Genomic DNA, 22,009 nt, shown 5'->3' on the forward strand with positions numbered 1-22,009 from the left:
GCTTTAGCCTTTCGGGCGACCGGGCTGCAATAATTGGTCCAGAAGGTCGACCACAACATCGGCCAGATCTTCCACGCGATCTACCCGTCGGCTGATCGGATAATGAGCCGACACGTCGTGCCGAATACCGATCGCGCACAGCTGGACGCTGCTGTTCGTACCCACGTGCGCGATGACTTCGTGCAGGTGCCGGTCAAGAATGGCCTTATCTTCGTTCCGCTCCAGCGTGGCCTGATCGACCGGTGCGCCATCGGACAGAACAATTAAAATCTTGCGTTGTTCCGGGCGCTGCAACAAGCGTACGGCGGCCCATTCCAGCGCCTCACCGTCGATGTTTTCCTTCAGAATGGAAGGCGACAACATCGCGCAAATACTATCCCTGGCGCGGCGCAGGGGTGTTGCGGCGTCTTTATAGATGATGTGCAGAACATCATTCAGACGACCGGGTTCCGCAGGTTTACCTGCCCGCAACCAGTCCTTGTACGACCTCCCGCCTTTCCAGGCCGAGGTGGTAAAGCCGAGAATCTCGGTCGAGATGGCACAACGCTCCAACGCGGCCGCCAGAAGTTCCGCGACAACGCAGGCGGTTTCCACCTGCTTCCCCCGCATCGACCCGGAATTATCAATCAGCAAGGTTACGACCGTGTCACGGAACGGGCTGTCGGTTTCCTGTTTGTAGGCGTGTTCGAAGCCCGGGTTGATGACCACACGGTCCAGTTTTGCGGCGTCGATCAGCCCTTCTTCCAGATCAAACTCCCATTGACGCGTTTGCTGCGCGAGAATTCGACGCTGGAGCCGGCTGACAAGGCGCGTGACTTCGGCACGGTATTCTGACATGCGCGCGTCGAGCCTAAGCCGCGCCTCACGCAGACTGGCAGACGGAGCAAGATCGTTGGCGTGAACCACGCGGTCATGTTGCGTCGTAAAAACGCGATAGGGCCTGGGATTTACAGATGGGCTTGCTGAAACGGGATGTGGCAAGTCGTTGAAGTCGTTTTCGACCTCGCCCGGTTCAAAAAGCGGAGCATCCGCCGGGTCGTCGGACAAGCGCCGTTCACTGCTATCCGTTCCTGAATCATTATCCTGATCCGTCAAGGCGCGCCGTTGACGTTCACCGGCCGAGGGCAACTCGGCCAACAAAGCTGCAAGGAAAGATTTGGACTGCTCGGCAAAAGCCCGTTGGTCGCCGATCACGCTCGCCATCTTGGTAAGTTGTTTCTGATACCTTTCGCGCAGCCACCTGTCCCACATACGGAATCCGGCGGTCTGCAGGCTTGGCTCAGGGGCGCCCAGGAAACTGTCGCGGCAAACCATGCGCAGCGCCTCGGCCAGAGGCAGCAGCGAGGCGAGATGCGCATGCAACAGTTGCGCGCGCTTCAGGCGGTCGACCTGCAGGGCGACAAGATTGTTGACCACGCCGGGAAAAGCCGAGGCTTCCAGCGCCTCGCAGCGCAGGTGTTCGAGAAGAAGGAACAGCCGTGCCCGGGTCGAGTCCTTGGGCGACAGTGTCAGATGCAGGTCGGGGTTATGATGCACCATAAAGCTGGCGCTGGCATCGCATTGCCCCCGTAGCGCCACCAGATTTGCGGCGTCCGGTTCGAGTTTCGGCAGTACGATACAATTCGTGTCGGCGCCGGCAGCTGGTCCAAAACGCACCTCGACATCCCGCCCGACCATGGATCGCGCAGTGGCTGCCAGGCTCGCCTCGATATCTCGCAACGCCTGATCCCGGTTTGCCTCTTCGCGCTTCTCGCTTTCGGATTTCAGGCTGTCAGGATCGGACCAGATCGTCAGCCATTCACCACCATGACGCACGACGCCTTTGTCGTCGCGCTTCTGGATGGTGCTGCGGACGTCCTCCGTCACCTATCAGACCAGAATCTGAGATATCTTGTCAGTGGCGGCTTTGAGCGCCACCAGACAGCGCGTTTCCAGATCGTCCAGCGACAGGTTTCCGGGATGGCCACACACGTTCACCGCCGCCAGCGTTTCGCCGTGATAGTTCTTCAACGGCACCGAAATGGCGACCAGAGAGTTTTCAAGCTCGCGGTCGATCAGGCAATAGCCCTGTGAACGCACCTGGCAGATCGCAGCCGTTATCTCGTTGATGTCAGTCAGCGTGTGTTCCGTATGCGCCTTGATGTCCGACGCCAGAAGAACCTCGCGCACCTTTGTTTCGGGCAATGCGCCCAGCAGTACACGCCCCATAGCCGTGCAATAAGCCGGTTTCTGCGACCCGATATCCATCGCCATCGTCATCACGCGGTCGGTCTGGAACCGGGCAACATACACCACGTCCGCACCTTCCAGCACCGTGACCGATACCGCCTCGTTCAGTTCGTCGCGCAGCCTTTCAAGGATCGGCGACGCCAGCGACAACCAATTTTGCGAACTGAGATAGGAAAATCCAAGCTCAAGTACCTTGGGTGACAAGCTGTAATACTTGCCGTCCGTATACATGTAACCAAGCGCATGCATGGTCAAAAGCAGCCTACGCGCCCCGGCTCGCGGCAGTTCCGTGACCCTTGCGACGTCGGAAACCGTCATCTTTTCGGTCCCCTCATTGAAGGATCGCAGCACGCGAAGGCCCTTGGCAAGCGATCCGACGAAATCCCGATTCGTGTGTTCGATTGGCTCCAGAACCGTCATTTTGGGGCGTTTTCCTCTCGATTCGCTTCGATTTTAACCGCATACCGAACAAATGGGCGTATTGCGAACATTTTGCGGTTCACTCTGTTGACGTAAAATACCCAACACGGGCACAGTTCGCAATATGAACAGCCGTTCGGATTGCGAACATCAGGTTCGGCTGAACTGCCAGGAGGAGATAGGCCGTGAGCCAGTACACCACAGATTTCGCCTCGATCGACGAATATGAAAGCGGGTCGATCACCGTCATCAGTGAGGACAACAAAAAGAACTATGTCTTCTCGAACATGTACGAGGTTGCCGCAAAATCCGCCCCATACGAGCGCGTCGCTGTGGCCAAGAATTTCGAATACGTGATCGAGTCCACCCGCGCCGAAGGCACGTCGCCCTGGTACACTGCGGCTCATGACGAATTCGCCGTTGCGATGGACTACCCGGTAACGGTGGAACTGGTGAAACTCGAAGACCCGGACGCCGTTGTCGACCCCGAAAGCGAAGGCGCGCACAAGCTGTCCGGTGATCCGCAAGGCCCCAAAATGGGCACGATCAAACTGAGCCGCGGCCATATGGCCCTGCTGCCGGTCGGTGCGGCCTACCGTTTTAGCGCCGAAAGCCCGGCCACCCTTATGATCCAAACAATCGACGGACCCGTGACCCAGCACAAATGGGCCGAGTTCTGTCACCAGTAAGTTTCGCGGAGGAGACACCAAATGGCTATGAAAGAAGATATCGGCAACACCGAAATCAGCAATCCCCGCGGACTGCCGCTGTCCGGCGGTTTCTCGGTCGACCCTGCCGATAACGTGACCGGATACAAATCCTTCAAGGCAGGCAAGTTCAATTTCCGCCGCGATGAATATTTCGCCTATATCGAAACACCGAAGGGCACCCACACTATGTCGGTGGACGTGTTCCTGCGGGCATTGATGCGCGACGTGGCATGGGGCTTTTTCTACGGCACCGTGAATTTCGACCCGGTCTTCGGCACCACCAACTATTATGGTGAGGTCGAGATGTTCTACGGCACGCTGAACGAAGCCTATGTCGCTGACGGCAACGATTATATCGAGCGGTTCAAGGCGGATGAGCTGATGGAGATCTTCAAGGGCATGATCTCGGACTGGACCATCGAAGGGTTCGATCCCTTCGCGGCGCCGCGTGAAACCGGCACCCCTTGGGGCATCAAGAACGGTGACAATGACGATGCAGTCAGCCGCCAGCGCGTCACCGCCCGTCGCATGGTCGGCGTTCCCGGTGACACACCGCTGCGTACCGATGAGAATGGCTATCCGGTCAATGTCATGTTCGACGATGTCGACCAGGGCCAGCCCGAAGTGAACGCGGAACCGGGTTTCGAGCATGAGGTTCAGGCCTATAACCTGTTCGGCTATCTCAGCCGTTCGGACGTGACCTGGAACCCGTCAGTATGCTCGGTGGTCAAGGACAGCCTGTTCTGCCCGACAACCGAGGAATACATCCTGCCTGTCGAGCATGGCAATGACCGCAGCGAGTGGTTCATTCAGATGTCCGACCAGATCACCTGGAACATCAAGGATGGTGAGCGGGGCCGCCCCAAGGCTGTGGTTCACATGAAGGCCGGTGACGTGGCCTGCATGCCCGCTGATGTCCGCCATCAGGGTTTCTCGCCAAAGCGGTCGATGCTGCTGGTTTGGGAAAACGGTTCGCCCAAGATCCCGGAGCTCATCCGCGAGGGCAAGGCACCGAACGTTCCGGTAGACTTCTGATTTAAACCATTCTCCGGGCAGAGGGCCGCTCTGCCCGAAATAACCTCAAGACACGCGATAAGCGCTACCCATGGAATGCCCCTTTCCATGAACGGAGGAGATTTGCGCGATGACCATCCTGCCCGCCTTCAAGAATGCCGGATTGACCCGGCCGATCCAGACCAAACTGTTTATCGGCGGTGAATTCGTCGACGCCATCGGCGGCGGCACGATCGATGTTCTGAACCCGTTCGACAATTCCAAGATCTGCGAGATTGCCGAAGCCCGCGAAGAGGACGTGGACCGTGCGGTCGAGGAGGCCAAAGCCGCTTTTCCAGCTTGGTCGCGCATGGACGCCGCAGATCGCGGCCAGCTTTTGTTGAAACTCGCGGATGCCATCGAAGCCAATGCAGAAGAACTGATCCGACTTGAGGCGCTGGACACCGGTCACCCGGTGCGCGATGCACGCAAGCTTGACGTTCCGCGCACAGCCCGTTGTTTCCGCTATTTCGGAGGTATGGCAGACAAGGTCGAAGGCTCGCTACCGCCAGTCTATCCGGGCTTCATCAACTATGTGCAACGCGAACCGCTGGGCGTGGTGGGACAGATTGTGCCGTGGAACTTCCCGCTGATGTTCACCAGCTGGAAAATGGCCCCGGCGCTGGCTGCGGGGAACACGATTGTCATCAAACCGGCTGAGATCACACCGCTGACAACCCTGCGCATTGCTGAGTTGATGAAAGAGGTTGGCATCCCCGACGGTGTCGTCAATGTGGTGCCCGGCTACGGCCACACCGCCGGGGCGCGCCTTTCGGAACATCCTGACGTCAAAAAGATCGCCTTCACCGGCTCCACTGCCACCGGCCGCCGCATCGTGCAGGCCTCAGCCGGTAATCTGAAAAAGGTACAGCTGGAACTGGGCGGCAAAGGGCCCAATATCATTTTCAAGGATGCCTTCCTGCCCGCCGCCATCGGTGGCTCGGCCTGGGCGATTTTCCACAATCAGGGTCAGGCCTGCATCGCGGGCTCGCGCATTATCATTCACGAGGATGTGGCCGACGAGTTCACCGAAAAATTCGCAGCACTTGCCAAATCCATCCGGCTGGGCAATCCGCTGGACACAAATACCGAAATGGGTCCGCTGACTTCGAAGATGCATCAACAGCGGGTGCTGGAATATTCCAAGATCGCAGCCGATGAGGGCGGCGAGATTGTCACCGGCGGCAAGGCCCCCGACTCCGCCGAACTGGAAAACGGCTGCTTCGTCGAGCCAACCATAGTGCGCGCCACCATCGACAGCCGCGTCTGCCAGGAAGAGGTGTTCGGCCCCTTCGTCACCGTCTCGACCTTCCGCGAGGAAGAAGAGGCGCTGGAGATGGCAAATGGTGTGATCTACGGGCTGGGATCGGGTCTGTGGACCCAGAACCTGTCCCGCGCGCACCGTTTTGCACGGGATATTCAGGCCGGCATGGTCTGGATCAACTCCTACAAGGTTGTCCACCCGGCCTCGCCTTTCGGCGGCATCGGTGAAAGCGGCTACGGTCGGGAAATGGGGTTCGAAGTGATGCACGAATACACCCAACCCAAATCGGTCTGGGTCAATGTCGATGCACAAGTACCGCCTCATTACGAGCGCTGAGGGAGGCTGTGATGACCAAGAGGAACGACTCCACCTGCTGCGGAAAATGCAAAAAGGCCGAACTCGGCACGTGCACGAAGCTGGAAAAGATGCTGGCAGCACTGAAACCCCCGGCCAAGGAGAAAACCCGTGCAGTTTAACTATGACGGCTTGTCCTCGCGCGTGATCTTTGGTGCCGGACGCCGCGCCGAAGTGGGCGAGGAACTTGACCGGCTGGGTATCAAGCGGGCGCTGGTCCTGTCTACTGCCGATCAGTCCGAAACCTGCGCGACATTCGCAGCCATGATCGGCAACCGGGTGGGCGCGCTTTATCCCGGCGCGGTTATGCACACGCCGGTGCAGGTGACGGAATCCGCGATGCACCAGATGGAGCAGATGAACTGCGACGGTATCCTGTCTGTTGGCGGTGGTTCGACCATCGGTCTGGGCAAGGCCATCGCCTACCGTACCGATCTGCCGCAGGTCGTGGTGCCCACCACCTATGCAGGGTCGGAAATGACCCCGATCCTGGGTCAAACCGAAGGGGGCGTGAAAACCACGCTGCGCTCGCCCATGGTTCTGCCCGAGACCGTGATCTACGACCCCGAGCTGACGCTGACTTTGCCGGATTTCATCTCGGGCCCGTCCGGTATGAACGCCATCGCCCATTCGGTCGAGGCGCTTTACGCGCAAGATGCCAACCCGATCATCTCGATGATGGCAGAAGAGAGTATTCGCGCCCTCGGCGCGGCGCTGCCAAAGGTGATGGAGGACGGCAGCAACATCGACGCCCGTGCCGAGGCTCTGTACGGAGCCTGGCTGGCCGGGGCCTGCCTCGGCTCGGTCGGCATGGCGATCCACCACAAGATTTGCCACACGCTGGGCGGCTCGTTCGACCTGCCTCATGCCGATGTGCATTGCCTGATGATCGCCTATTCCGCGGCCTATAACCGCGAGGCCGCGCCCGACGCGATGGCGCGCATTGCGCGCGCGTTGGGGATCGGGGATGCGCCAGCCGGGCTTTATGATCTGCTGCAATCGGTCGGCCGCGTCAAATCGCTGGCCGAGCTTGGCATGACCGAGGCCGGGCTGGACAAGGCCGCCGATCTGGCGGTGCAGAACCCCTACTACAATCCGCGCCCCGTCACCCGCGACGGGGTTCGCGAGATGCTGCAGGCGGCGTTTGAGGGAACCCGCCCGTAACCAACAAACTTGCTAAGGGAGGAAGAAATGTTAGTTCGCCAACCTGGTCTCATCGACCGCAGAACTCTTATAAAAACCACGCTTGCCAGCGCCGCGCTGACATCCAGCCTGTCCTTCACCCGCCGCGCCCACGCAGCCGACGGCGTGATCAAGATCGGCTATGTCAGCCCCCGAACCGGGCCGTTGGCGGCATTCGCGGAATCAGACGAATACATCCTTGCCGGGATCAACGCCGCGTTCAGCGAAGGTATCACCATTGATGGCAGCACCTATGGTGTAGAAGTGATTGTCAAGGACAGCCAGTCGAACCCCAATCGCGCAGCGGATGTAGCGGCGCAGTTGATCCTCGAAGACGAGGTCAATCTGATGGTCGTCTCCTCGACCCCGGAAACCACAAACCCGGTCTCGGACCAGTGCGAGATCAACGGAGTGCCCTGTATCTCAACCGTAGCACCTTGGCAGCCTTGGTTCTTCACCCGTGGCGGCGAGCCGGAAACCGGGTTCGAATACACTTACCACTTCTTCTGGGGCCTTGAGGACGTCATTGCCGTCTTTACCGAGATGTGGGGGCAACTTGACACCTCTAAGGTCGTGGGTGGCATGTTCCCCAATGACGGCGACGGCAATGCCTGGGGTGATACGGAACTGGGCTTTCCCAAACCACTTTCAGAACTTGGCTATGACCTGATCGATCCGGGCCGCTATCAGAACCTGAGCGACGACTTCTCAGCCCAGATTTCCGCCTTCAAAAACGGCACTGCCGATATTGTCACCGGGGTGATGATCCCACCGGATTTCACCACGTTCTGGACACAGGCCCGACAGCAGGGTTACACGCCGAAGATCGCCTCGATGGGCAAGGCCATCCTGTTCCCGGTGGTGGTCGAGCAACTTGGCGACGCAGGTCAGAACCTCAGTTCCGAAGTGTGGTGGACGCCGAACCACCCGTTCTCATCCTCGCTGACAGGTCAAAGCGCCGCGCAGGTCGCAGACGGTTACACCGAAGCGACCGGCCGCCAGTGGACCCAGCCCATCGGCTTTGCCCACGCCCTGTTCGAGGTGGCCGCCGACGCGCTGTCGCGCTCGGGCGATCCGTTCGACTATGACAAGGTGCGCGATGCTGTTGCTGAAACCAAGCTGGACACCGTCGTCGGCCATATCGACTTCAGCTCCGGGCCGGTGCCGAACGTGTCCAAGACCCCACTTGTTGGTGGTCAGTGGCGTTTGGGCGGACCGTTCAAATACGACATGGTGATCACCGCCAACGGGATCGCGCCCGAGGTACCGACCGGTGGTTCAATGGAAGCTATTTCCTGATCCCCATGTCCCGCCCCGGGCGCCTCTCCCCTGCCCGGGGCACAACCTGTTTTCCGGAGGACGCTTCATGAGCGACATCCTGACATTGGAGTCAGTGTCCAAGAGCTATGGCAAGCTCAAGGTGACGGACGATCTGAGCTTCACACTGAAAGATGGTGAGGCGCTTGGCGTCATCGGTCCAAACGGTGCGGGCAAAAGCACCATGTTCAACCTGATCGCGGGTGGCGTGAAACCTGATGCCGGGCGTGTGAACTATCAGGGCAGTGACGTGACCGCCTTTTCCGCGTCGAAACGCTGCCGTCTGGGTGTCGGGCGCAGCTACCAGATCCCGCACCCCTTCGCCGGGATGACAGTTTTTGAGAACCTGCTTGTGGGCGGTGCCTTCGGTGACTCGGTTCGCGAAAGCGAATGTTATGACCGCTGCGTCGACGTGCTGGACCGGACCGGTCTGCTGCCCAAAGCTAATGTCCGCGCCGGCGCGCTGACCTTGCTGGAACGCAAGCGACTGGAGATGGCGCGCGCTTTGGCCACCAACCCAAAACTGCTGTTGCTGGATGAAATCGCGGGCGGTTTGACCGAACACGAGTGCCATGAACTGGTCGATACCATCAAAAAAATCCACAAATCCGGCGTTTCCATCATCTGGATCGAACATATCGTGCATGCGCTTCTGGCCGTGGTCGACCGGCTGATCGTGATCAATTTCGGCGCTAAGATCGCCGAGGGCGATCCGAAGGAGGTGATGAACTCACCTCAGGTCAAGGAAATCTATATGGGGATTGAAGGCGATGGCTGATCCGGTTCTGCAAACCTGCGGGCTGACCGCCCATTACGGCGACTTTCAAGCCCTGTTCGGGATCGACTTCGAGATCCACGAGGGCGAAACGGTTGCCATCATCGGCTCGAACGGGGCAGGAAAATCGACCTTCCTGCGGTCGATCACCGGCATGCTGGATACCACCGGTCAGGACATCACCTTTTTGGGCCGTCCGGTCGGTGGCACTGCGGCGCACAGACTTGTCAAACAGGGGCTGGCCATGGTGCCCGAGGGGCGCAGGCTGTTTCCCTCTCTCACGGTCGAAGAGAACCTGCTGATCGGAGCCTATGGCCGCAGCGGATCGGAATGGACGCTGGAAACGATCTACGACCTGTTCCCGATCCTGGCTGAGCGCCGCCATCACGGCGGCACCGACCTGTCCGGTGGCCAGCAGCAGATGGTGGCAATCGGACGGGCGCTGATGTCGAACCCGAAGCTGCTGTTATGTGACGAAATCAGCCTTGGTTTGGCGCCCATCGTGATCAAGGACATTTACGAGGCCGTCCCCAAGATCAAGGCGCATGGCGCGACCATGATCGTGGTCGAGCAGGACGTGAACCAGGCGATGGCCGTCGCGGATCGGGTCTACTGCTTTCAGGAAGGTCACGTCTCGCTGACCGGCAAACCCGGGGACCTGACCCGCGAACAGATATCGGCCGCCTATTTCGGCCTTGAGGATGGGGAGGCTGCCTGATGGACTGGGTAAACGCAATCATACAGGGCATCCTGCTGGGCGGACTCTACGCGCTCTTCGCTGCGGGGCTGAGCCTCATGTTCGGCGTGATGCGCTTCGTCAATATCGCACATGGTGACTTTATCGTGGTGGCGGCCTATGGCGCGCTGATCGTTGTCGCGGCCTCCGGGGTTCACCCGCTTTGGGCCATGCTTGTCGTGGTGCCGGGGATGGCCCTGATCGGATATGTGGGCCAGCGGGTGCTGCTGAACCGAACGCTGGGGGAGGATATTCTGCCGCCATTGCTGGTAACCTTCGGGTTTTCGATCATCATCCAGAACGTGCTGCTCGAGGTGTTTTCGGCCGACAGTCAGAAATTGCAGGCGGGATGGCTGGAGACCGCCTCGATCCCGATCAACCAGAGCATTTCCATCGGAGTCATGCCGCTGCTGATTTTCGCTTCGGCGTTGATCGTGATCTCCGGATTGCAGGCGTTCTTCTACAAAACCTCGTTGGGCCGGGTGCTGCGCGCCACGTCCGATGATCAGGATACGGTGCGCCTGATGGGGGCCAACAACGCCAAGATCTTCGGCTATGCCACGGCGATCGCCTCGGCCGTTGTCGGGATTGCCGGTGTCTATCTGGCGATGCGCACGAATTTCGACCCCTCGGTCGGACCCACACGCCTGCTGTTTGCCTTCGAGGCCGTGATTATCGGTGGGTTGGGCAACCTCTGGGGGACGCTTGCGGGTGGCATCATTCTGGGCGTGGCGCAGGCCATTGGCGCCCAGATTGATCCGGGGCTCCAGATCCTCGCGGGCCATCTGGCCTTTCTTGTCCTGTTGGTGGTCAAACCGCAGGGCCTGTTTCCGAAGATGAAAGGGTAATCCGATGAGCCTGAACTACACAGTCCAACGCTCGACCCGCGCCAGCCAGATATCCATGAGCATTGCCGCCGTCGTTCTGATCGTCCTGATCGCCGCGCCCTGGTGGGCCGGACGGGCCGAGCTGCGTCTGATGGTCGAAATCTTCTACTATCTTGCGCTGGCGCAGATGTGGTCACTACTGGCAGGCTATGGCGGCCTTGTCTCGGTCGGACAACAGGCCTTTGTTGGTCTGGGCGGCTATCTGTTGTTTGCCCTGGCGGCCTTTGGCGGCGTGCATCCGATCATGGCGCTGGTGCTGGCGGGTGTGCTGACCGCGCTGGTGGCCATGCCCACGGCGCTTGTCGCCTTCCGGCTGCAGGGCGCCTATTTCGCCATCGGAACCTGGGTCATTGCCGAGGTGTTCCGGCTGGGCTTCGCGCAGATCTCGGCGCTTGGCGGCGGCTCGGGCATGTCGCTACCGGCGTCCATCGTCAAATCCATCGCCGCCAGCCGGGCGGGCCGGGAACATCTGGTCTACTGGGTGGCGCTCGGCATCGCGGTTGGTGCCATCGCGCTGGTGTTCTTCCTGCTGCGGTCGCGCTGGGGGCTTGCGATGACTGCCATCCGCGACAGCGAGCCCGCGTCCGAAAGCCTGGGCGTCGAAACCTATCGCACCAAGTTCATCGTCTATGTTGTGGCTGCCGGAATGACGGGGCTAGTCGGCGCGCTGATCTTCCTGCAAAAGCTGCGGATCTCACCCGACGCGGCCTTTTCCGTTCAGGACTGGACGGCGCTGGTCATCTTCATCGTGGTGATCGGCGGCATCGGAACCATCGAGGGCCCGATCCTTGGCACAATCATCTTCTTCATCCTGCGTGAGATCGCGGCGGATTGGGGCAGCTGGTACCTGATCGTGCTGGGCGGCATCGCGGTGTCGGTTATGCTGTTTGCACCCAAAGGCATCTGGGGCCTGATCAGCGCGCGCTACGATATCCACCTGTTCCCTGTCGGACGCCGTCTGATTGTCAATGAGGAGGACCGCAAATGAGCTATTTCACCGAAGAAAACTCGGAAGCCGCCGTCATCAACCGTCTGGGCGATGACGTAGACCCAAGGTTCCGCCAGATCATGGAAAGCGCGGTCAAGCATCTGCACGGCTTTGTCAAAGAGGTCGAGCCGACCATGGATGAATGGTTTCAGGCCATTCAATTCCTGACCGCCACGGGCAAGATGTGCGATGATAAGCGGCAGGAATGGATTCTGGCCTCGGACACGCTTGGCGTTTCGATGCTGGTCGACGCCATCAACCATCGCCGCCCGGATGGCGCCACCGAGAATACCGTGCTTGGCCCCTTCCACGTAAGCGGCGCGCCCGTGCGCGCGCTGGGGGAAAATATCTGTCTGGACGGCAAGGGCGCGCCTTGCGTGGTGTCCGGAACCGTGACGGATGAAAACGGCGCGCCGATTGCCGGGGCCAAGGTGGATGTCTGGCAAACCAATGACGAAGGCTTCTACGACGTCCAGCAGCCGGGCGTGCAGCCGGATATGAACATGCGCGGCCTGTTCACCACCGACGAAAGCGGCCACTACCACTATACGACCGTCAAGCCCCTGCCCTATTCCATCCCGACGGATGGACCGGTGGGCGAATTGCTGGTGGCGATGGGACGGCACGCGATGCGCCCGGCCCATATCCATTACATCGTCTCGGCGCCGGGTTACGAAACGCTGGTGACGCATATTTTCCCAAAGGGTGATCCCTATCTGGACAGCGACGCGGTGTTCGGGGTCAAGGAAAGCCTGATCGTCGATTTCGTGGACGAAGGCGGCAGCACCTCTGCCCGGTTCGACGTAAAGCTGAAAAAGGTCGGCTGATGCCCTATTTCGTCGTTCATGCGCTGGACGCACCGGACAAGGCCGAGGCGCGAGCCGCGAACCGGCCTGCCCACCGCGCCCGCCTGCGCCAGCATGACCATCCGGTGACCGTCAGGATCGGCGGGCCGTTGCTGGACGACAGCGACCTGATGTGTGGCTCCATGCTGGTGATCGAGGCCGCCGCACGTGCCGATGTCGTGGCCTATCTGGCGGGCGATCCGTATATGCTGGCCGGCGTCTACGATCAGGTCTCGATCCACGGCTTCAACTGGGGGCTTGGACAACCGGAGGAAAATCATGGCTGACGCATTAAGCAAACCGGACCCCTGGCTTTGGCGGACCCGACCGCGCGCGCCAATGCCCGGTGCCGAGCTGGGCCCGCTGGACGAGATCGCGGTCGGTTCGGCCAAGGAATATGTCTTTGGCCGCGGTACAACGGTGTTTTCGATGTTCGTCGTGCGGCAGGGCGGTGACCGCGTGTATGGCTATCTCAACCTGTGCCCGCATTACTCGCAGCCGCTGAACTACCGCAAGGGCATGTTCATGAACGATGATGGCAGCCGCATCCGCTGCACTATGCACTTTGCCGAATTCCGGGTCGAGGACGGCTATGGCGTCTCGGGCGCGGCCGAGCGGTGCTGGCTGGACCCGGTGCCGGTTCTGGTCAAGGACGGTATCCTGCATATCGCCACGCCCGAGGAATGGGAGGCAAAGTGATCAACATCGAGGACTTGCCTTCCCGTCCCGACAGGGACGTATCGATCCGCGAAGTGTTCGGGATCGACACGGATGCAACGGCCCCGGCATTCTCTGAGTCCTGCGATCATGTCCCCACGATCGACCCCGGTTATCTGTTCGATCCGGCGGCGACGATGGCGATCCTGTCGGGGTTCTCCGGCGACCGGCGCGTTCTGATTCAGGGGCCTCACGGGACCGGGAAGTCAAGCCATATCGAACAGGTCGCGGCCCGTCTGAACTGGCCCTGCGTGCGGATCAACCTCGACAGCCATATCAGCCGGATCGATTTGCTGGGAAAGGACGCCATCGTGCTGCGCGACAACTTGCAAGTGACCGAGTTCCGCGAGGGTATGTTGCCCTGGGCCTATCAGCACCCTGTGGCGCTGGTGTTCGACGAATATGATGCCGGACGGCCCGACGTCATGTTCGTCATCCAAAGAGTGCTCGAGGCTGAAGGCCGCCTGACCATTCTGGACCAGAACCGGGTTTTGCATCCGCATCCGTCTTTCCGCCTGTTCGCCACTGCCAACACCATCGGTCTGGGTGACCTGACGGGGCTGTATCACGGCACCCAACAGCTGAACCAGGCGCAGTTGGACCGCTGGACCGTGACCCAGCGGCTTGACTACCTCGACGAAGCGGACGAGATCTGCATGGTCCGCGGCAAGGCAGCGTGGATGGCTAAGGACGAAAACCTGCCCCTGATGGTGCGCATGGCCGGGCTGACCCGCAACGGATTTCGCACAGGTGACGTGTCCACGGTCATGAGCCCGCGAACCGTGCTGGCCTGGGCCGAGAATATCCGCCTGTTTGGCGATATCGACTACGCCTTCCGCACCGCCTTCCTCAACCGCTGCGACGAGACCGAGCGCGGCATCTTCTGTGAATATTATCAACGTTGTTTCGGCCGGGACCTGAAAGATAGCGATCCCGCGCCCTGGGGACGCGCCACCTGAACCCGCAGTTCAGACGCGTGCCCAAAGATCGGAGAAACCCATGACCAAACCCTGCATCATCTGCGTTGCCATCACCGGATCGCTGCCAACCAAAAAGAACAATCCGGCGGTCCCGATCACCGTTGAGGAACAGATCGAGAGCACGCAAGAAGCCTTCGAGGCCGGAGCGTCCATCGTGCACGCTCATGTCCGCAACGACGACGAAACGCCAACCAGCGACCCGGAAAAATTTGCGCGGCTCATGGAAGGCATCAAGAAGCACTGCCCCGGCATGATCATCCAACTGTCTACCGGCGGCCGTTCGGGGGCTGAGAAAGAACGCGGTGGAATGCTGCCGCTCAAACCCGATATGGCCAGCCTGGCGGTGGGTTCCAACAATTTCCCGACCCGTGTCTATGAAAACAGCCCCGATCTGGTGGATTGGTTGGCCGGGGAGATGCGGGCCTACGGCGTAAAGCCCGAGATCGAGGCCTTCGACCTGTCGCACATCCATCAGGCGGTGGCTATGAACAATGACGGTCGCATCCCCGGCAAACTTTACGTGCAGTTCGTCATGGGTGTGAAAAACGCGATGCCGGTGGATCGGGACGTGTTCGACTATTACGTGCGCACGGTTGAGCGTCTGGCGCCCGATGCGGAATGGTGCGGCGCGGGCATCGGACCACATCAGCTGACCTTGAATGAATGGTGCATTGCCGCCGGCGGCCATGCCCGCACCGGGCTTGAGGACAATGTGCGGCTGGACAAGGACACGCTCGCCCCCTCCAACGCGGCCCTTGTGGCGCGTACCGCCCAAATCTGTGCAAAACACGATCGTCCTGTTGCGACGTGGCAGGAGGCGAGGCAGCTGTTGGGCCTTGCCGGCTGAGTTTCACGTGTACCGGTAGAAACGCTTGGCAACGCAATCGAACTGTTGGGTCAGGTCGTCATCTGGAAGAAACTCGAACCTACCAGCCCTTCGGCTCGGGCAACATCGAAATCGAACCCGTTGGCTTCTTTCAAAGAGACCTCGAAGAATTCCGACGGCGTGGCAACCAACAGTCGGAGTGCTTCGTATTTCGGAATAGAGAGTGCGCCACTTCACTCCGTGAGATTCGCCGGTCCTCGACCGCCGAGACGGCGGCCTGACGTTCCAAAAAATCCTGACGAAACAGTTGCTGACCGAAACGACAAGGCCTCCGCGAAGGCAGGCAATCACCTCGAGCGGGCCCGCCAGGTGGTTCCATGAAATTCGCCTGTGCATACGCCTTTGGGCAAATTACGCGTGAGTATTCAGCCAATGCGTATCGATACACGCACCGGCCAGACACGAAAAATTCGACAGCAGAGAAAAACTCGCCGCAAGCGTGATCCCTGCTTCTAAGCTTTGTGTATTGCGTTCAAAGTCCGCGCTGCTGCTTGCAGCGCATGCAGCACATCACTGGCCACTGAAACAGGTCCTATGATTTCATATTCGATTGCTTCCTCGCGACACAGGACAAAGCAGCCGGTATGTTCAATCAATGTTTTGAGGACCTGCCCTTGCACCAAAGCAGAAACATCAACAGTGCAAAGGAACTGAAAAACCTCGACGCTTCGTGGACCATTTAACCGGAAGCGACACCAGCCATCTGTCTGATCTGTCACAGACGCCGCGTCACCGACGATCTCTTCTATCTTATCGGCAAGGCAACTTTTTGCATCATGCGGCGCGTCAAACATCCACTGATCCGAGGCAGTCCAGAATGCGCCGAAGTCCCCATTCACGGTAAACTCCGAAACGCCGGGCAACATTAGATCCAGCTTTTCGGACACGCGCGACATCAGATCCTGATTTCGGCCATGGCGGCCGCTGATCGATACCATTGCCCGGTCAAAGACTTCGCTGATCGTAAGGCCTTCGTACTGCTCTTGATGCGGAGTTGTTGCCCCCAAAGGGGTGATTGGATTCAGGTCAAGCACGGAGACGGTCTCCTTCCGGGTCCACGAAATGGGCGCTTACGACTTCGACTTCGATTTCGCTATCTTGCAGTGGGTTTACTGCCCGAACCAGTTCACCGATCCGCCCAGATCCGTTTTTCAGGAACCCGATCGCAATCGAGTGTCCCAGGGTCGCCGAGAAACCGGCTGAGGTGATGTAACCTTGATCGTTCTTGATGTCGGTCGGTTCGTCCTTGTTCATCAAGTGCGCGCCCCCAACAATTTTGTCAGTGCGATTGACGGGTTTGAACCCAACCAATCGCAGCCCTTCAGGGTCAGCCAATTCTTCGCGAGTACTTAGAACCTGACCTATACAGTCCTTTTTCCTGTTCACCATTTTCCCCAGACCGAGGTTCAGCGCAGTAGTGGTTCCGTTCAATTCGTTGCCGATGGCATGACCTTTTTCGATCCGAAGAACGTCAAGCGCCTCGGTGCCATAGGGTGCAACGCCAAACTCTTCTCCGGCGGCCATCAGGGCGCGGATCAGCGCGTCACCATATCGACGGGGAACCGCAATTTCATAGGCCAGCTCGCCGCTGAACGAGATCCGGAACAAACGGGCCTTGAAACCGCCGCACACCGTAATTTCGCCACATGCCATGAACGGAAATGCCTCATTCGAAATATCAAACTCGGCATCCACGATCTTTCGCAACAGATCACGTGACCGGGGACCAGCGACGGCATATTGAGCCCAGGCTTCCGTGGTCGAAATGAGCTGCACATCCAGTTCCGGCCACAGGCATTGCCGGGCAAATTCCATGTTTCGGTATACAAGCACAGCATTTGCCGTGGTTGTTGTTACGACAAAATGATCCTCTGCAAGGCGCGCGGCTGTGCCGTCGTCATAGACGATACCATCTTCGCGCAACATCAAGCCATAGCGCGTCTTACCTACCGGCAGTTTGGCGAATGCGTTCGCGTAAACCTTGTTCAAAAACTCTGCGGCGTCGGTACCCTGCACGTCAATCTTGCCAAGGGTCGAAACATCGCAGAGACCTACCCGAGATCGGACAGTCGTGACTTCCCGGTTCACAGTTTCTTGCCAGGTCTTTTCGCCGGGCTTCTTGAACCAACGCGCGCGCAGCCAATTTCCGGCCTCAACAAACTCGGCACCAAGCTCTTGCGCCCAGACATGACTAGGTGTTTTGCGCGTTGGCGCCAGATGCCTGCCTATTGTGCTTCCGGCCAATGTGCCAAGAGCAATTGGCGTATAAGGCGGACGGAAGATCGTTGTCCCAGTTTCAGGGATCGACGCCCCGGTCATCTCTGACATAACCGCCAGCCCCAGAACATTGGCCGTTTTCCCTTGATCCGTCGCCATTCCAAGGGTGGTGTAGCGTTTCAGATGCTCTGGGGATTTGTAACCTTCCTGATGCGCCAGTCGCACATCCTTGACTGTCACATCATTCTGATAATCCAGCCATGCCCGTCCCCGCCCCTCTTTGACAAACCAGAAGGGCTTGAGGTTCATGACCGAATCCTCGGCCTCGGGCAGAGCAATCGTGGGTGCCTGAATATCAAGATCTAAAAGCGCTTTCTGCGCGGTTTTCATGCCAGCTTCCAGCGCAGCAGCGGTCGAGAAGACACCATTGGCTGCACCCGCCACCGACAACCCAACCGGCAACTTTGTATCGGGTACGAAGGCGGCTATTTCGTCATCCCATATAGGTCGGCCGCGCTGATGACAGGTCAGATGAACGTTAGGGTTCCACCCTCCTGACACAGCCAGAGCGCCACAGTCGATGGTTCTGATTTCACCATTGGATAGGCGCAATTTGACACTTTCGAGCCCCAACTTGCCCGTGCTGTCGACGACCTGAGCCCCCTTGAACAGTTCGGCACCATCCACATCGGGCGCGTCGTGACGCACATCGATAACTGCTGAAACATTGACACCTTTGGCAAGCAGGTCTTTTGCCGTGCGGTGGCCATCGTCATTATTGGTAAAAACCGCAACGGTTTGAGCCGGTGCAGCAGCCCATCGGTTGACGTAGGCCCGCACCGCACCAGCCAGCATAATCCCTGGTCGATCATTGTTTTCGAACGCAATGGGCCGCTCTGTTGCACCCGCACACAGCACCGCCTTTCGGGCATAGATGCGCCAGTGGATTTGCCGGGGTGTCCCGGCGGGTGGCTCTGCCAAATGGTCTGCCACACGCTCGACAACGCCATATGTACCATGGTCATAAGCACCGTGAACGGTTGCACGCTTCATCAAACGCACGTTTGGCAGGGCACCCAGTTCTTCCAGAACCCCGGCGACCCATTCGGCGCCGGACTGGTTGCCGAAAGAAGAGCTTTCAGCAATCAGTCGCCCTCCCATCTCAAAATCTTCTTCTGCAAGAACCACGCGCGCGCCCGCGCGCGCAGCTGTCAGCGCCGCCGCCAGACCCGCAGGGCCCGACCCAATAATCAGCAAATCGCAGTGCAGATAACCATGCTCATACGTATCCGGGTCAGGATCAAGCGACACGCTCCCGAGGCCTGCGGCTTTGCGGATGATCGGCTCGTAAAGTTTTTCCCACAAGGGGGCCGGCCACATGAATGTCTTGTAATAGAAACCTGCCGACAGAAAATTGCTAAGCCGATCATTGATCGCCATAAAGTCATGCTTCAATGACGGAAATCGGTTCTGCGAACGGGCGGAAAGGCCGCCAAACAGCTCGGTAACAGTTGCACGTGTATTCGGTTCCTGCCGTCCCCGAGTGCGGAGTTCGACCAAAGCGTTCGGCTCTTCAGACCCAGACGCAATAACACCGCGCGGCCGGTGATACTTGAACGATCGCCCCATGAGCCGGACGCCATTGGCCAAAAGTGCGGACGCAAGGGTATCTCCTTGGTATCCGGCGTACTCTTTTCCATCAAAGGTGAAGTTCAGGGGGCTGCCGCGGTTAATCAGGCCACCGTTCAAACGATTCAACTGAGTCATTTCTTGTGATCTTTCCGAACAGCGACGTCCTGCGCCAGCTCGACCTTGGAGATTTCGTGGGTAAGTGTGTTGCGCGTCACCACCAGCCACGAACGATCCCCGGCTTCGTGATACCACAACTCTCTGTGCTCGCCGGCCGGATTGTCACGCAAATAAAGATAGTCGTGGAATTTCCGCAGAGCACTCTCGTCCTGCCAATCCGGACGATCCAACAGACTCGCATCGCCCAGATAGGTGAATTCCTGAGAATCCCGCGGCCCCAAAAGCGGGTGATTGATAATCATGATACGCCCCCGTCAGTGCAAGTTTGGCTGGGCGCCCTGGCCCGCCTCATCTATCATCCGGCCGCTCATGAAGCGATCCAAACGATAAGCTTGTGCATTCGCATGTGGTCTGCCGGTACTGAGAAGATGCGCAAAGCACATACCCGATGCAGGGGTTGCTTTGAAACCGCCGTAGCACCAGCCACCATTGAAATAGAGGCCGTCTATGGGAGTGCGATCAATGAACGGCGACCCGTCCATTGACATGTCCATGATGCCACCCCATGACCGAAGCATCCTCACTCGGCTGAGCGCCGGGAACAAGGACGCGCCGATTGCGGCAACATGCTCTACAATAGGCAGATTTCCGCGTTGGGCGTAAGAGTTGTAGCCATCAAGATCTCCGCCAAACACCAAGCCACCCTTATCGGACTGGGTTGCATAGAAATGCCCGACACCAAAGGTGATAACGCCAGGCAGGACCGGCTTCAGACCCTCCGAAACAAAGGCCTGCAATACATGGCTTTCGATCGGAAGTCGCATGCCAGCCATCTGCATCACACGGCTGGAAGACCCGGCGACGACACACCCGACCTTTCGGGCACCAATAAACCCGCACGAGGTCTCAACGCCGAGGACCTTGCCGTTTTCGATCTTGAAGCCCGTGACTTCACAGTTCTGGATGATATCGACGCCACGCTGATCGGCACCACGCGCATACCCCCACGCAACCGCGTCGTGACGCACAGTACCGCCGCGACGATGAAGCAAACCGCCATAGATCGGAAAGCGCTGATTTTCAAAATCCAGGAATGGGTACAGCTTACGAACCCCTTCAGGTGTCAAAAGCTCTGCGTCGGACCCATTCAGGATCATTGCATTTCCGCGCCGGCGTGCTGCATCGACCTGTGAGTCAGAGTGCAAAAGATTCAATAGCCCGCGCTGGGATACCATCGCGTTGAAATTGAAATCCTGCTCCAACCCTTCCCAAAGCTTGAGGGACATTTCATAGAAAGGTTCGTTCCCATCCAGCAGGTAGTTCGAACGGATCATCGTGGTGTTACGCCCAACATTCCCACCGCCGATCCAACCCTTTTCGAGCACCGCAATACGGCTCTCGCCGAATTCTTTGGCAAGGTAATAGGCTGTTGCAAGCCCATGACCCCCGCCACCAATGATGACGAAGTCATAGTCCTTTTGAGGGGATGGATCCCGCCAGGCAGGTTTCCAGCGTTTATGCCCGCCGAAGGCTTCTTTGATTACTCGGAAACCAGAATAGCGCATGAGAGTCTCGCAGTAAGTTCGACAGACTTCTTGCGAGTTTCTGTGCCCAAGAGATACATACTCATTCGACAAAAAAGCCACAAAGACGACACGAACTGCAGAAAGTTCCCTGATATCAGAGCGTGCTCAACCCCACGGATCGCGCCAATATTCACCTTTGGCTATTCACGCACAAGACCCTGATAGCTTGCATCAGGTTTTCGGCCCAATCTTCTCCCAGACAAGAAGATAGGATCGTCTCCAATCGATTCTCCCGATGGAACCAAATCTTGGAAAGGCTTGGACATGAACAGCATCGGCAATGTTAGGGTCAGGACCCATTGATTTCCGTTCTGCGGCGTGATTCACGGTTCAAAAACGAGCGGTGAACATGTCTGATCTCTTCTGGCTTACGGATGTGCAAATGGCGCGTCTGGAGCCCTTCTTCCCGAAGCCCCACCGCAAGCCGCGCGTCGATGACCGGCGTGTGTTGAGCGGGATTATCTTCATCAATCGCAATGGTTTGCGGTGGCGGGATGCCCCTGCTGCCTATGGACCGCACAAGACGCTTTACAATCGATGGAAACGGTGGAGCGACAAGGGCATCTTCGCGCGAATGATGGCTGGCCTGGCCGCCGAGCACGGCGAACAGAATACTGTGATGATCGACGCGACCTATCTGAAGGCTCACCGGACAGCGGCCAGCATGGGCGTCAAAAAGGGGGGCGTGGACGCCTGATTGGTCGAACCAAGGGCGGCATGAACACCAAACTGCACGCCATCTGCGACAGTCAGGGACGCCCGCTGAACCTGTTTATAACCGCAGGACAGGTCAGCGACTACATCGGTGCTCGGGCTCTGTTCAGCGGCATACCGAATGTCGATTGGCTACTCGGAGATCGCGGATACGATGCCGATTGGTTCCGAGAAGCGTTACAAGACAAAGGGATACGCGCTTGTATCCCCGGTCGGAAGCAGCGCAAGACAACGGTGAAGTACGACAAGCGCCGATACAAACGCCGCAACCGGATCGAGATCATGTTTGGCAGGCTCAAGGATTGGCGCCGTGTGGCAACCCGTTACGACAGGTGCCCGAAGGTCTTCCTCTCAGCAATTGCCCTCGCAACTCTCATCATCTATTGGCTATGAGTCCTGA

The 22,009-nt window shown here is 58.8% G+C and carries 22 protein-coding genes; 16 read left to right on the plus strand and 6 right to left on the minus strand.

Going from position 1 to position 22,009, the window contains the following annotated elements:
• Positions 1 to 3: 3 nt before the first annotated feature.
• A complete protein-coding gene (locus ACOQFT_RS00945; protein WP_421596195.1) occupies positions 4 to 1,866 on the minus strand; it encodes a cobaltochelatase CobT-related protein in 1,863 nt (620 codons plus the stop codon).
• Between the two features lie 3 nt (positions 1,867 to 1,869).
• Positions 1,870 to 2,649, minus strand: coding sequence for an IclR family transcriptional regulator domain-containing protein (locus ACOQFT_RS00950; protein WP_421596196.1), 780 nt, complete (start codon positions 2,647 to 2,649; stop codon positions 1,870 to 1,872).
• 185 nt (positions 2,650 to 2,834) lie between these two features.
• On the opposite strand from ACOQFT_RS00950, the gene ACOQFT_RS00955 reads away from it, so the two are divergent.
• The 15 genes from ACOQFT_RS00955 to ACOQFT_RS01025 all read left to right on the plus strand — a co-directional run bounded on the left by ACOQFT_RS00955 (position 2,835) and on the right by ACOQFT_RS01025 (position 15,304).
• Positions 2,835 to 3,338: a hypothetical protein gene (locus ACOQFT_RS00955; RefSeq protein ID WP_421596197.1), complete on the plus strand. Its 504-nt coding sequence runs from the start codon at positions 2,835 to 2,837 to the stop codon at positions 3,336 to 3,338.
• A 21-nt stretch (positions 3,339 to 3,359) separates the two neighbouring features.
• The gene (locus ACOQFT_RS00960) at positions 3,360 to 4,394 is read left to right on the plus strand and encodes a hypothetical protein (protein ID WP_421596198.1); all 1,035 of its coding nucleotides are present in this window, start codon (positions 3,360 to 3,362) and stop codon (positions 4,392 to 4,394) included.
• Between the two features lie 109 nt (positions 4,395 to 4,503).
• A complete protein-coding gene (locus tag ACOQFT_RS00965) occupies positions 4,504 to 6,012 on the plus strand; it encodes an aldehyde dehydrogenase family protein (protein ID WP_421596199.1) in 1,509 nt (502 codons plus the stop codon).
• 11 nt (positions 6,013 to 6,023) lie between these two features.
• Positions 6,024 to 6,152, plus strand: coding sequence for a hypothetical protein (locus ACOQFT_RS00970; protein ID WP_421596200.1), 129 nt, complete (start codon positions 6,024 to 6,026; stop codon positions 6,150 to 6,152).
• Positions 6,142 to 7,194, plus strand: a complete 1,053-nt coding sequence (locus tag ACOQFT_RS00975) for a maleylacetate reductase (protein ID WP_421596201.1) — start codon at positions 6,142 to 6,144, stop codon at positions 7,192 to 7,194. The genes ACOQFT_RS00970 and ACOQFT_RS00975 overlap by 11 nt, the downstream gene beginning before the upstream one ends.
• A 27-nt stretch (positions 7,195 to 7,221) precedes the next feature.
• Complete coding sequence (locus ACOQFT_RS00980; RefSeq protein WP_421596202.1) at positions 7,222 to 8,511, plus strand: ABC transporter substrate-binding protein; 1,290 nt, start codon at positions 7,222 to 7,224, stop codon at positions 8,509 to 8,511.
• Between the two features lie 67 nt (positions 8,512 to 8,578).
• Entirely contained in the window at positions 8,579 to 9,307 is a 729-nt protein-coding gene (locus ACOQFT_RS00985; RefSeq protein ID WP_421596203.1) for an ABC transporter ATP-binding protein, read from the plus strand.
• Positions 9,300 to 10,022 carry an ABC transporter ATP-binding protein gene (locus tag ACOQFT_RS00990; RefSeq protein WP_421596204.1) on the plus strand — a complete coding sequence of 241 codons (723 nt, stop codon included), beginning with the start codon at positions 9,300 to 9,302 and terminating at the stop codon, positions 10,020 to 10,022. The genes ACOQFT_RS00985 and ACOQFT_RS00990 overlap by 8 nt, the downstream gene beginning before the upstream one ends.
• Positions 10,022 to 10,888, plus strand: a complete 867-nt coding sequence (locus ACOQFT_RS00995; RefSeq protein ID WP_421596205.1) for a branched-chain amino acid ABC transporter permease — start codon at positions 10,022 to 10,024, stop codon at positions 10,886 to 10,888. Before ACOQFT_RS00990 ends, ACOQFT_RS00995 begins: the two co-directional genes overlap by 1 nt.
• A 4-nt stretch (positions 10,889 to 10,892) precedes the next feature.
• A complete protein-coding gene (locus ACOQFT_RS01000; RefSeq protein ID WP_421596206.1) occupies positions 10,893 to 11,915 on the plus strand; it encodes a branched-chain amino acid ABC transporter permease in 1,023 nt (340 codons plus the stop codon).
• The gene (locus ACOQFT_RS01005; RefSeq protein ID WP_421596207.1) at positions 11,912 to 12,742 is read left to right on the plus strand and encodes an intradiol ring-cleavage dioxygenase; all 831 of its coding nucleotides are present in this window, start codon (positions 11,912 to 11,914) and stop codon (positions 12,740 to 12,742) included. The genes ACOQFT_RS01000 and ACOQFT_RS01005 overlap by 4 nt, the downstream gene beginning before the upstream one ends.
• Complete coding sequence (locus tag ACOQFT_RS01010) at positions 12,742 to 13,047, plus strand: YciI family protein (protein WP_421596208.1); 306 nt, start codon at positions 12,742 to 12,744, stop codon at positions 13,045 to 13,047. Before ACOQFT_RS01005 ends, ACOQFT_RS01010 begins: the two co-directional genes overlap by 1 nt.
• The gene (locus tag ACOQFT_RS01015; RefSeq protein WP_421596209.1) at positions 13,040 to 13,459 is read left to right on the plus strand and encodes a Rieske (2Fe-2S) protein; all 420 of its coding nucleotides are present in this window, start codon (positions 13,040 to 13,042) and stop codon (positions 13,457 to 13,459) included. Before ACOQFT_RS01010 ends, ACOQFT_RS01015 begins: the two co-directional genes overlap by 8 nt.
• Entirely contained in the window at positions 13,444 to 14,436 is a 993-nt protein-coding gene (locus tag ACOQFT_RS01020) for an AAA family ATPase (protein WP_421596210.1), read from the plus strand. The genes ACOQFT_RS01015 and ACOQFT_RS01020 overlap by 16 nt, the downstream gene beginning before the upstream one ends.
• A 40-nt stretch (positions 14,437 to 14,476) precedes the next feature.
• Entirely contained in the window at positions 14,477 to 15,304 is an 828-nt protein-coding gene (locus ACOQFT_RS01025; protein ID WP_421596211.1) for a 3-keto-5-aminohexanoate cleavage protein, read from the plus strand.
• Positions 15,305 to 15,795: 491 nt separating this feature from the next.
• Here ACOQFT_RS01025 and ACOQFT_RS01030 read toward each other — a convergent pair whose 3' ends face one another.
• Genes ACOQFT_RS01030 through ACOQFT_RS01045 form a run of 4 tightly spaced genes read right to left on the minus strand, consistent with a single transcriptional unit; the run spans position 15,796 to position 20,874 of the window.
• Positions 15,796 to 16,377: a sarcosine oxidase subunit gamma gene (locus ACOQFT_RS01030; RefSeq protein ID WP_421596212.1), complete on the minus strand. Its 582-nt coding sequence runs from the start codon at positions 16,375 to 16,377 to the stop codon at positions 15,796 to 15,798.
• Positions 16,370 to 19,327: a sarcosine oxidase subunit alpha family protein gene (locus ACOQFT_RS01035; RefSeq protein WP_421596213.1), complete on the minus strand. Its 2,958-nt coding sequence runs from the start codon at positions 19,325 to 19,327 to the stop codon at positions 16,370 to 16,372. Before ACOQFT_RS01035 ends, ACOQFT_RS01030 begins: the two co-directional genes overlap by 8 nt.
• Entirely contained in the window at positions 19,324 to 19,611 is a 288-nt protein-coding gene (locus ACOQFT_RS01040; protein ID WP_421596214.1) for a sarcosine oxidase subunit delta, read from the minus strand. Before ACOQFT_RS01040 ends, ACOQFT_RS01035 begins: the two co-directional genes overlap by 4 nt.
• 12 nt (positions 19,612 to 19,623) lie before the next feature.
• On the minus strand, positions 19,624 to 20,874 hold the full coding sequence (locus ACOQFT_RS01045) for a sarcosine oxidase subunit beta family protein (RefSeq protein ID WP_421596215.1): 1,251 nt from the start codon (positions 20,872 to 20,874) through the stop codon (positions 19,624 to 19,626).
• A 370-nt stretch (positions 20,875 to 21,244) separates the two neighbouring features.
• On the opposite strand from ACOQFT_RS01045, the gene ACOQFT_RS01050 reads away from it, so the two are divergent.
• Positions 21,245 to 22,002, plus strand: a protein-coding gene (locus ACOQFT_RS01050; RefSeq protein ID WP_421596216.1) for an IS5 family transposase whose coding sequence is annotated in 2 segments (ribosomal slippage) — positions 21,245 to 21,566 and positions 21,566 to 22,002 — 759 coding nt in all. Because the reading frame shifts where the segments join, the coding sequence is not laid out codon by codon here.
• The last annotated feature ends 7 nt before the right edge of the window (positions 22,003 to 22,009 follow it).

Source organism: Ruegeria sp. MALMAid1280 (genome assembly GCF_049195285.1).
GTDB lineage: Bacteria > Pseudomonadota > Alphaproteobacteria > Rhodobacterales > Rhodobacteraceae > Ruegeria.

What these genes read in the sequence shown, in the direction of transcription:
- ACOQFT_RS00950 (WP_421596196.1), bottom strand. Translation starts at nt 2,649, where the DNA reads ATGACGGTTCTGGAGCCAATCGAACACACGAATCGGGATTTCGTCGGA.
- ACOQFT_RS00960 (WP_421596198.1), top strand. Translation starts at nt 3,360, where the DNA reads ATGGCTATGAAAGAAGATATCGGCAACACCGAAATCAGCAATCCCCGC.
- ACOQFT_RS00965 (WP_421596199.1), top strand. Translation starts at nt 4,504, where the DNA reads ATGACCATCCTGCCCGCCTTCAAGAATGCCGGATTGACCCGGCCGATC.
- ACOQFT_RS00970 (WP_421596200.1), top strand. Translation starts at nt 6,024, where the DNA reads ATGACCAAGAGGAACGACTCCACCTGCTGCGGAAAATGCAAAAAGGCC.
- ACOQFT_RS00980 (WP_421596202.1), top strand. Translation starts at nt 7,222, where the DNA reads ATGTTAGTTCGCCAACCTGGTCTCATCGACCGCAGAACTCTTATAAAA.
- ACOQFT_RS00985 (WP_421596203.1), top strand. Translation starts at nt 8,579, where the DNA reads ATGAGCGACATCCTGACATTGGAGTCAGTGTCCAAGAGCTATGGCAAG.
- ACOQFT_RS00990 (WP_421596204.1), top strand. Translation starts at nt 9,300, where the DNA reads ATGGCTGATCCGGTTCTGCAAACCTGCGGGCTGACCGCCCATTACGGC.
- ACOQFT_RS00995 (WP_421596205.1), top strand. Translation starts at nt 10,022, where the DNA reads ATGGACTGGGTAAACGCAATCATACAGGGCATCCTGCTGGGCGGACTC.
- ACOQFT_RS01000 (WP_421596206.1), top strand. Translation starts at nt 10,893, where the DNA reads ATGAGCCTGAACTACACAGTCCAACGCTCGACCCGCGCCAGCCAGATA.
- ACOQFT_RS01005 (WP_421596207.1), top strand. Translation starts at nt 11,912, where the DNA reads ATGAGCTATTTCACCGAAGAAAACTCGGAAGCCGCCGTCATCAACCGT.
- ACOQFT_RS01010 (WP_421596208.1), top strand. Translation starts at nt 12,742, where the DNA reads ATGCCCTATTTCGTCGTTCATGCGCTGGACGCACCGGACAAGGCCGAG.
- ACOQFT_RS01015 (WP_421596209.1), top strand. Translation starts at nt 13,040, where the DNA reads ATGGCTGACGCATTAAGCAAACCGGACCCCTGGCTTTGGCGGACCCGA.
- ACOQFT_RS01020 (WP_421596210.1), top strand. Translation starts at nt 13,444, where the DNA reads ATGGGAGGCAAAGTGATCAACATCGAGGACTTGCCTTCCCGTCCCGAC.
- ACOQFT_RS01025 (WP_421596211.1), top strand. Translation starts at nt 14,477, where the DNA reads ATGACCAAACCCTGCATCATCTGCGTTGCCATCACCGGATCGCTGCCA.
- ACOQFT_RS01035 (WP_421596213.1), bottom strand. Translation starts at nt 19,327, where the DNA reads ATGACTCAGTTGAATCGTTTGAACGGTGGCCTGATTAACCGCGGCAGC.
- ACOQFT_RS01040 (WP_421596214.1), bottom strand. Translation starts at nt 19,611, where the DNA reads ATGATTATCAATCACCCGCTTTTGGGGCCGCGGGATTCTCAGGAATTC.
- ACOQFT_RS01045 (WP_421596215.1), bottom strand. Translation starts at nt 20,874, where the DNA reads ATGCGCTATTCTGGTTTCCGAGTAATCAAAGAAGCCTTCGGCGGGCAT.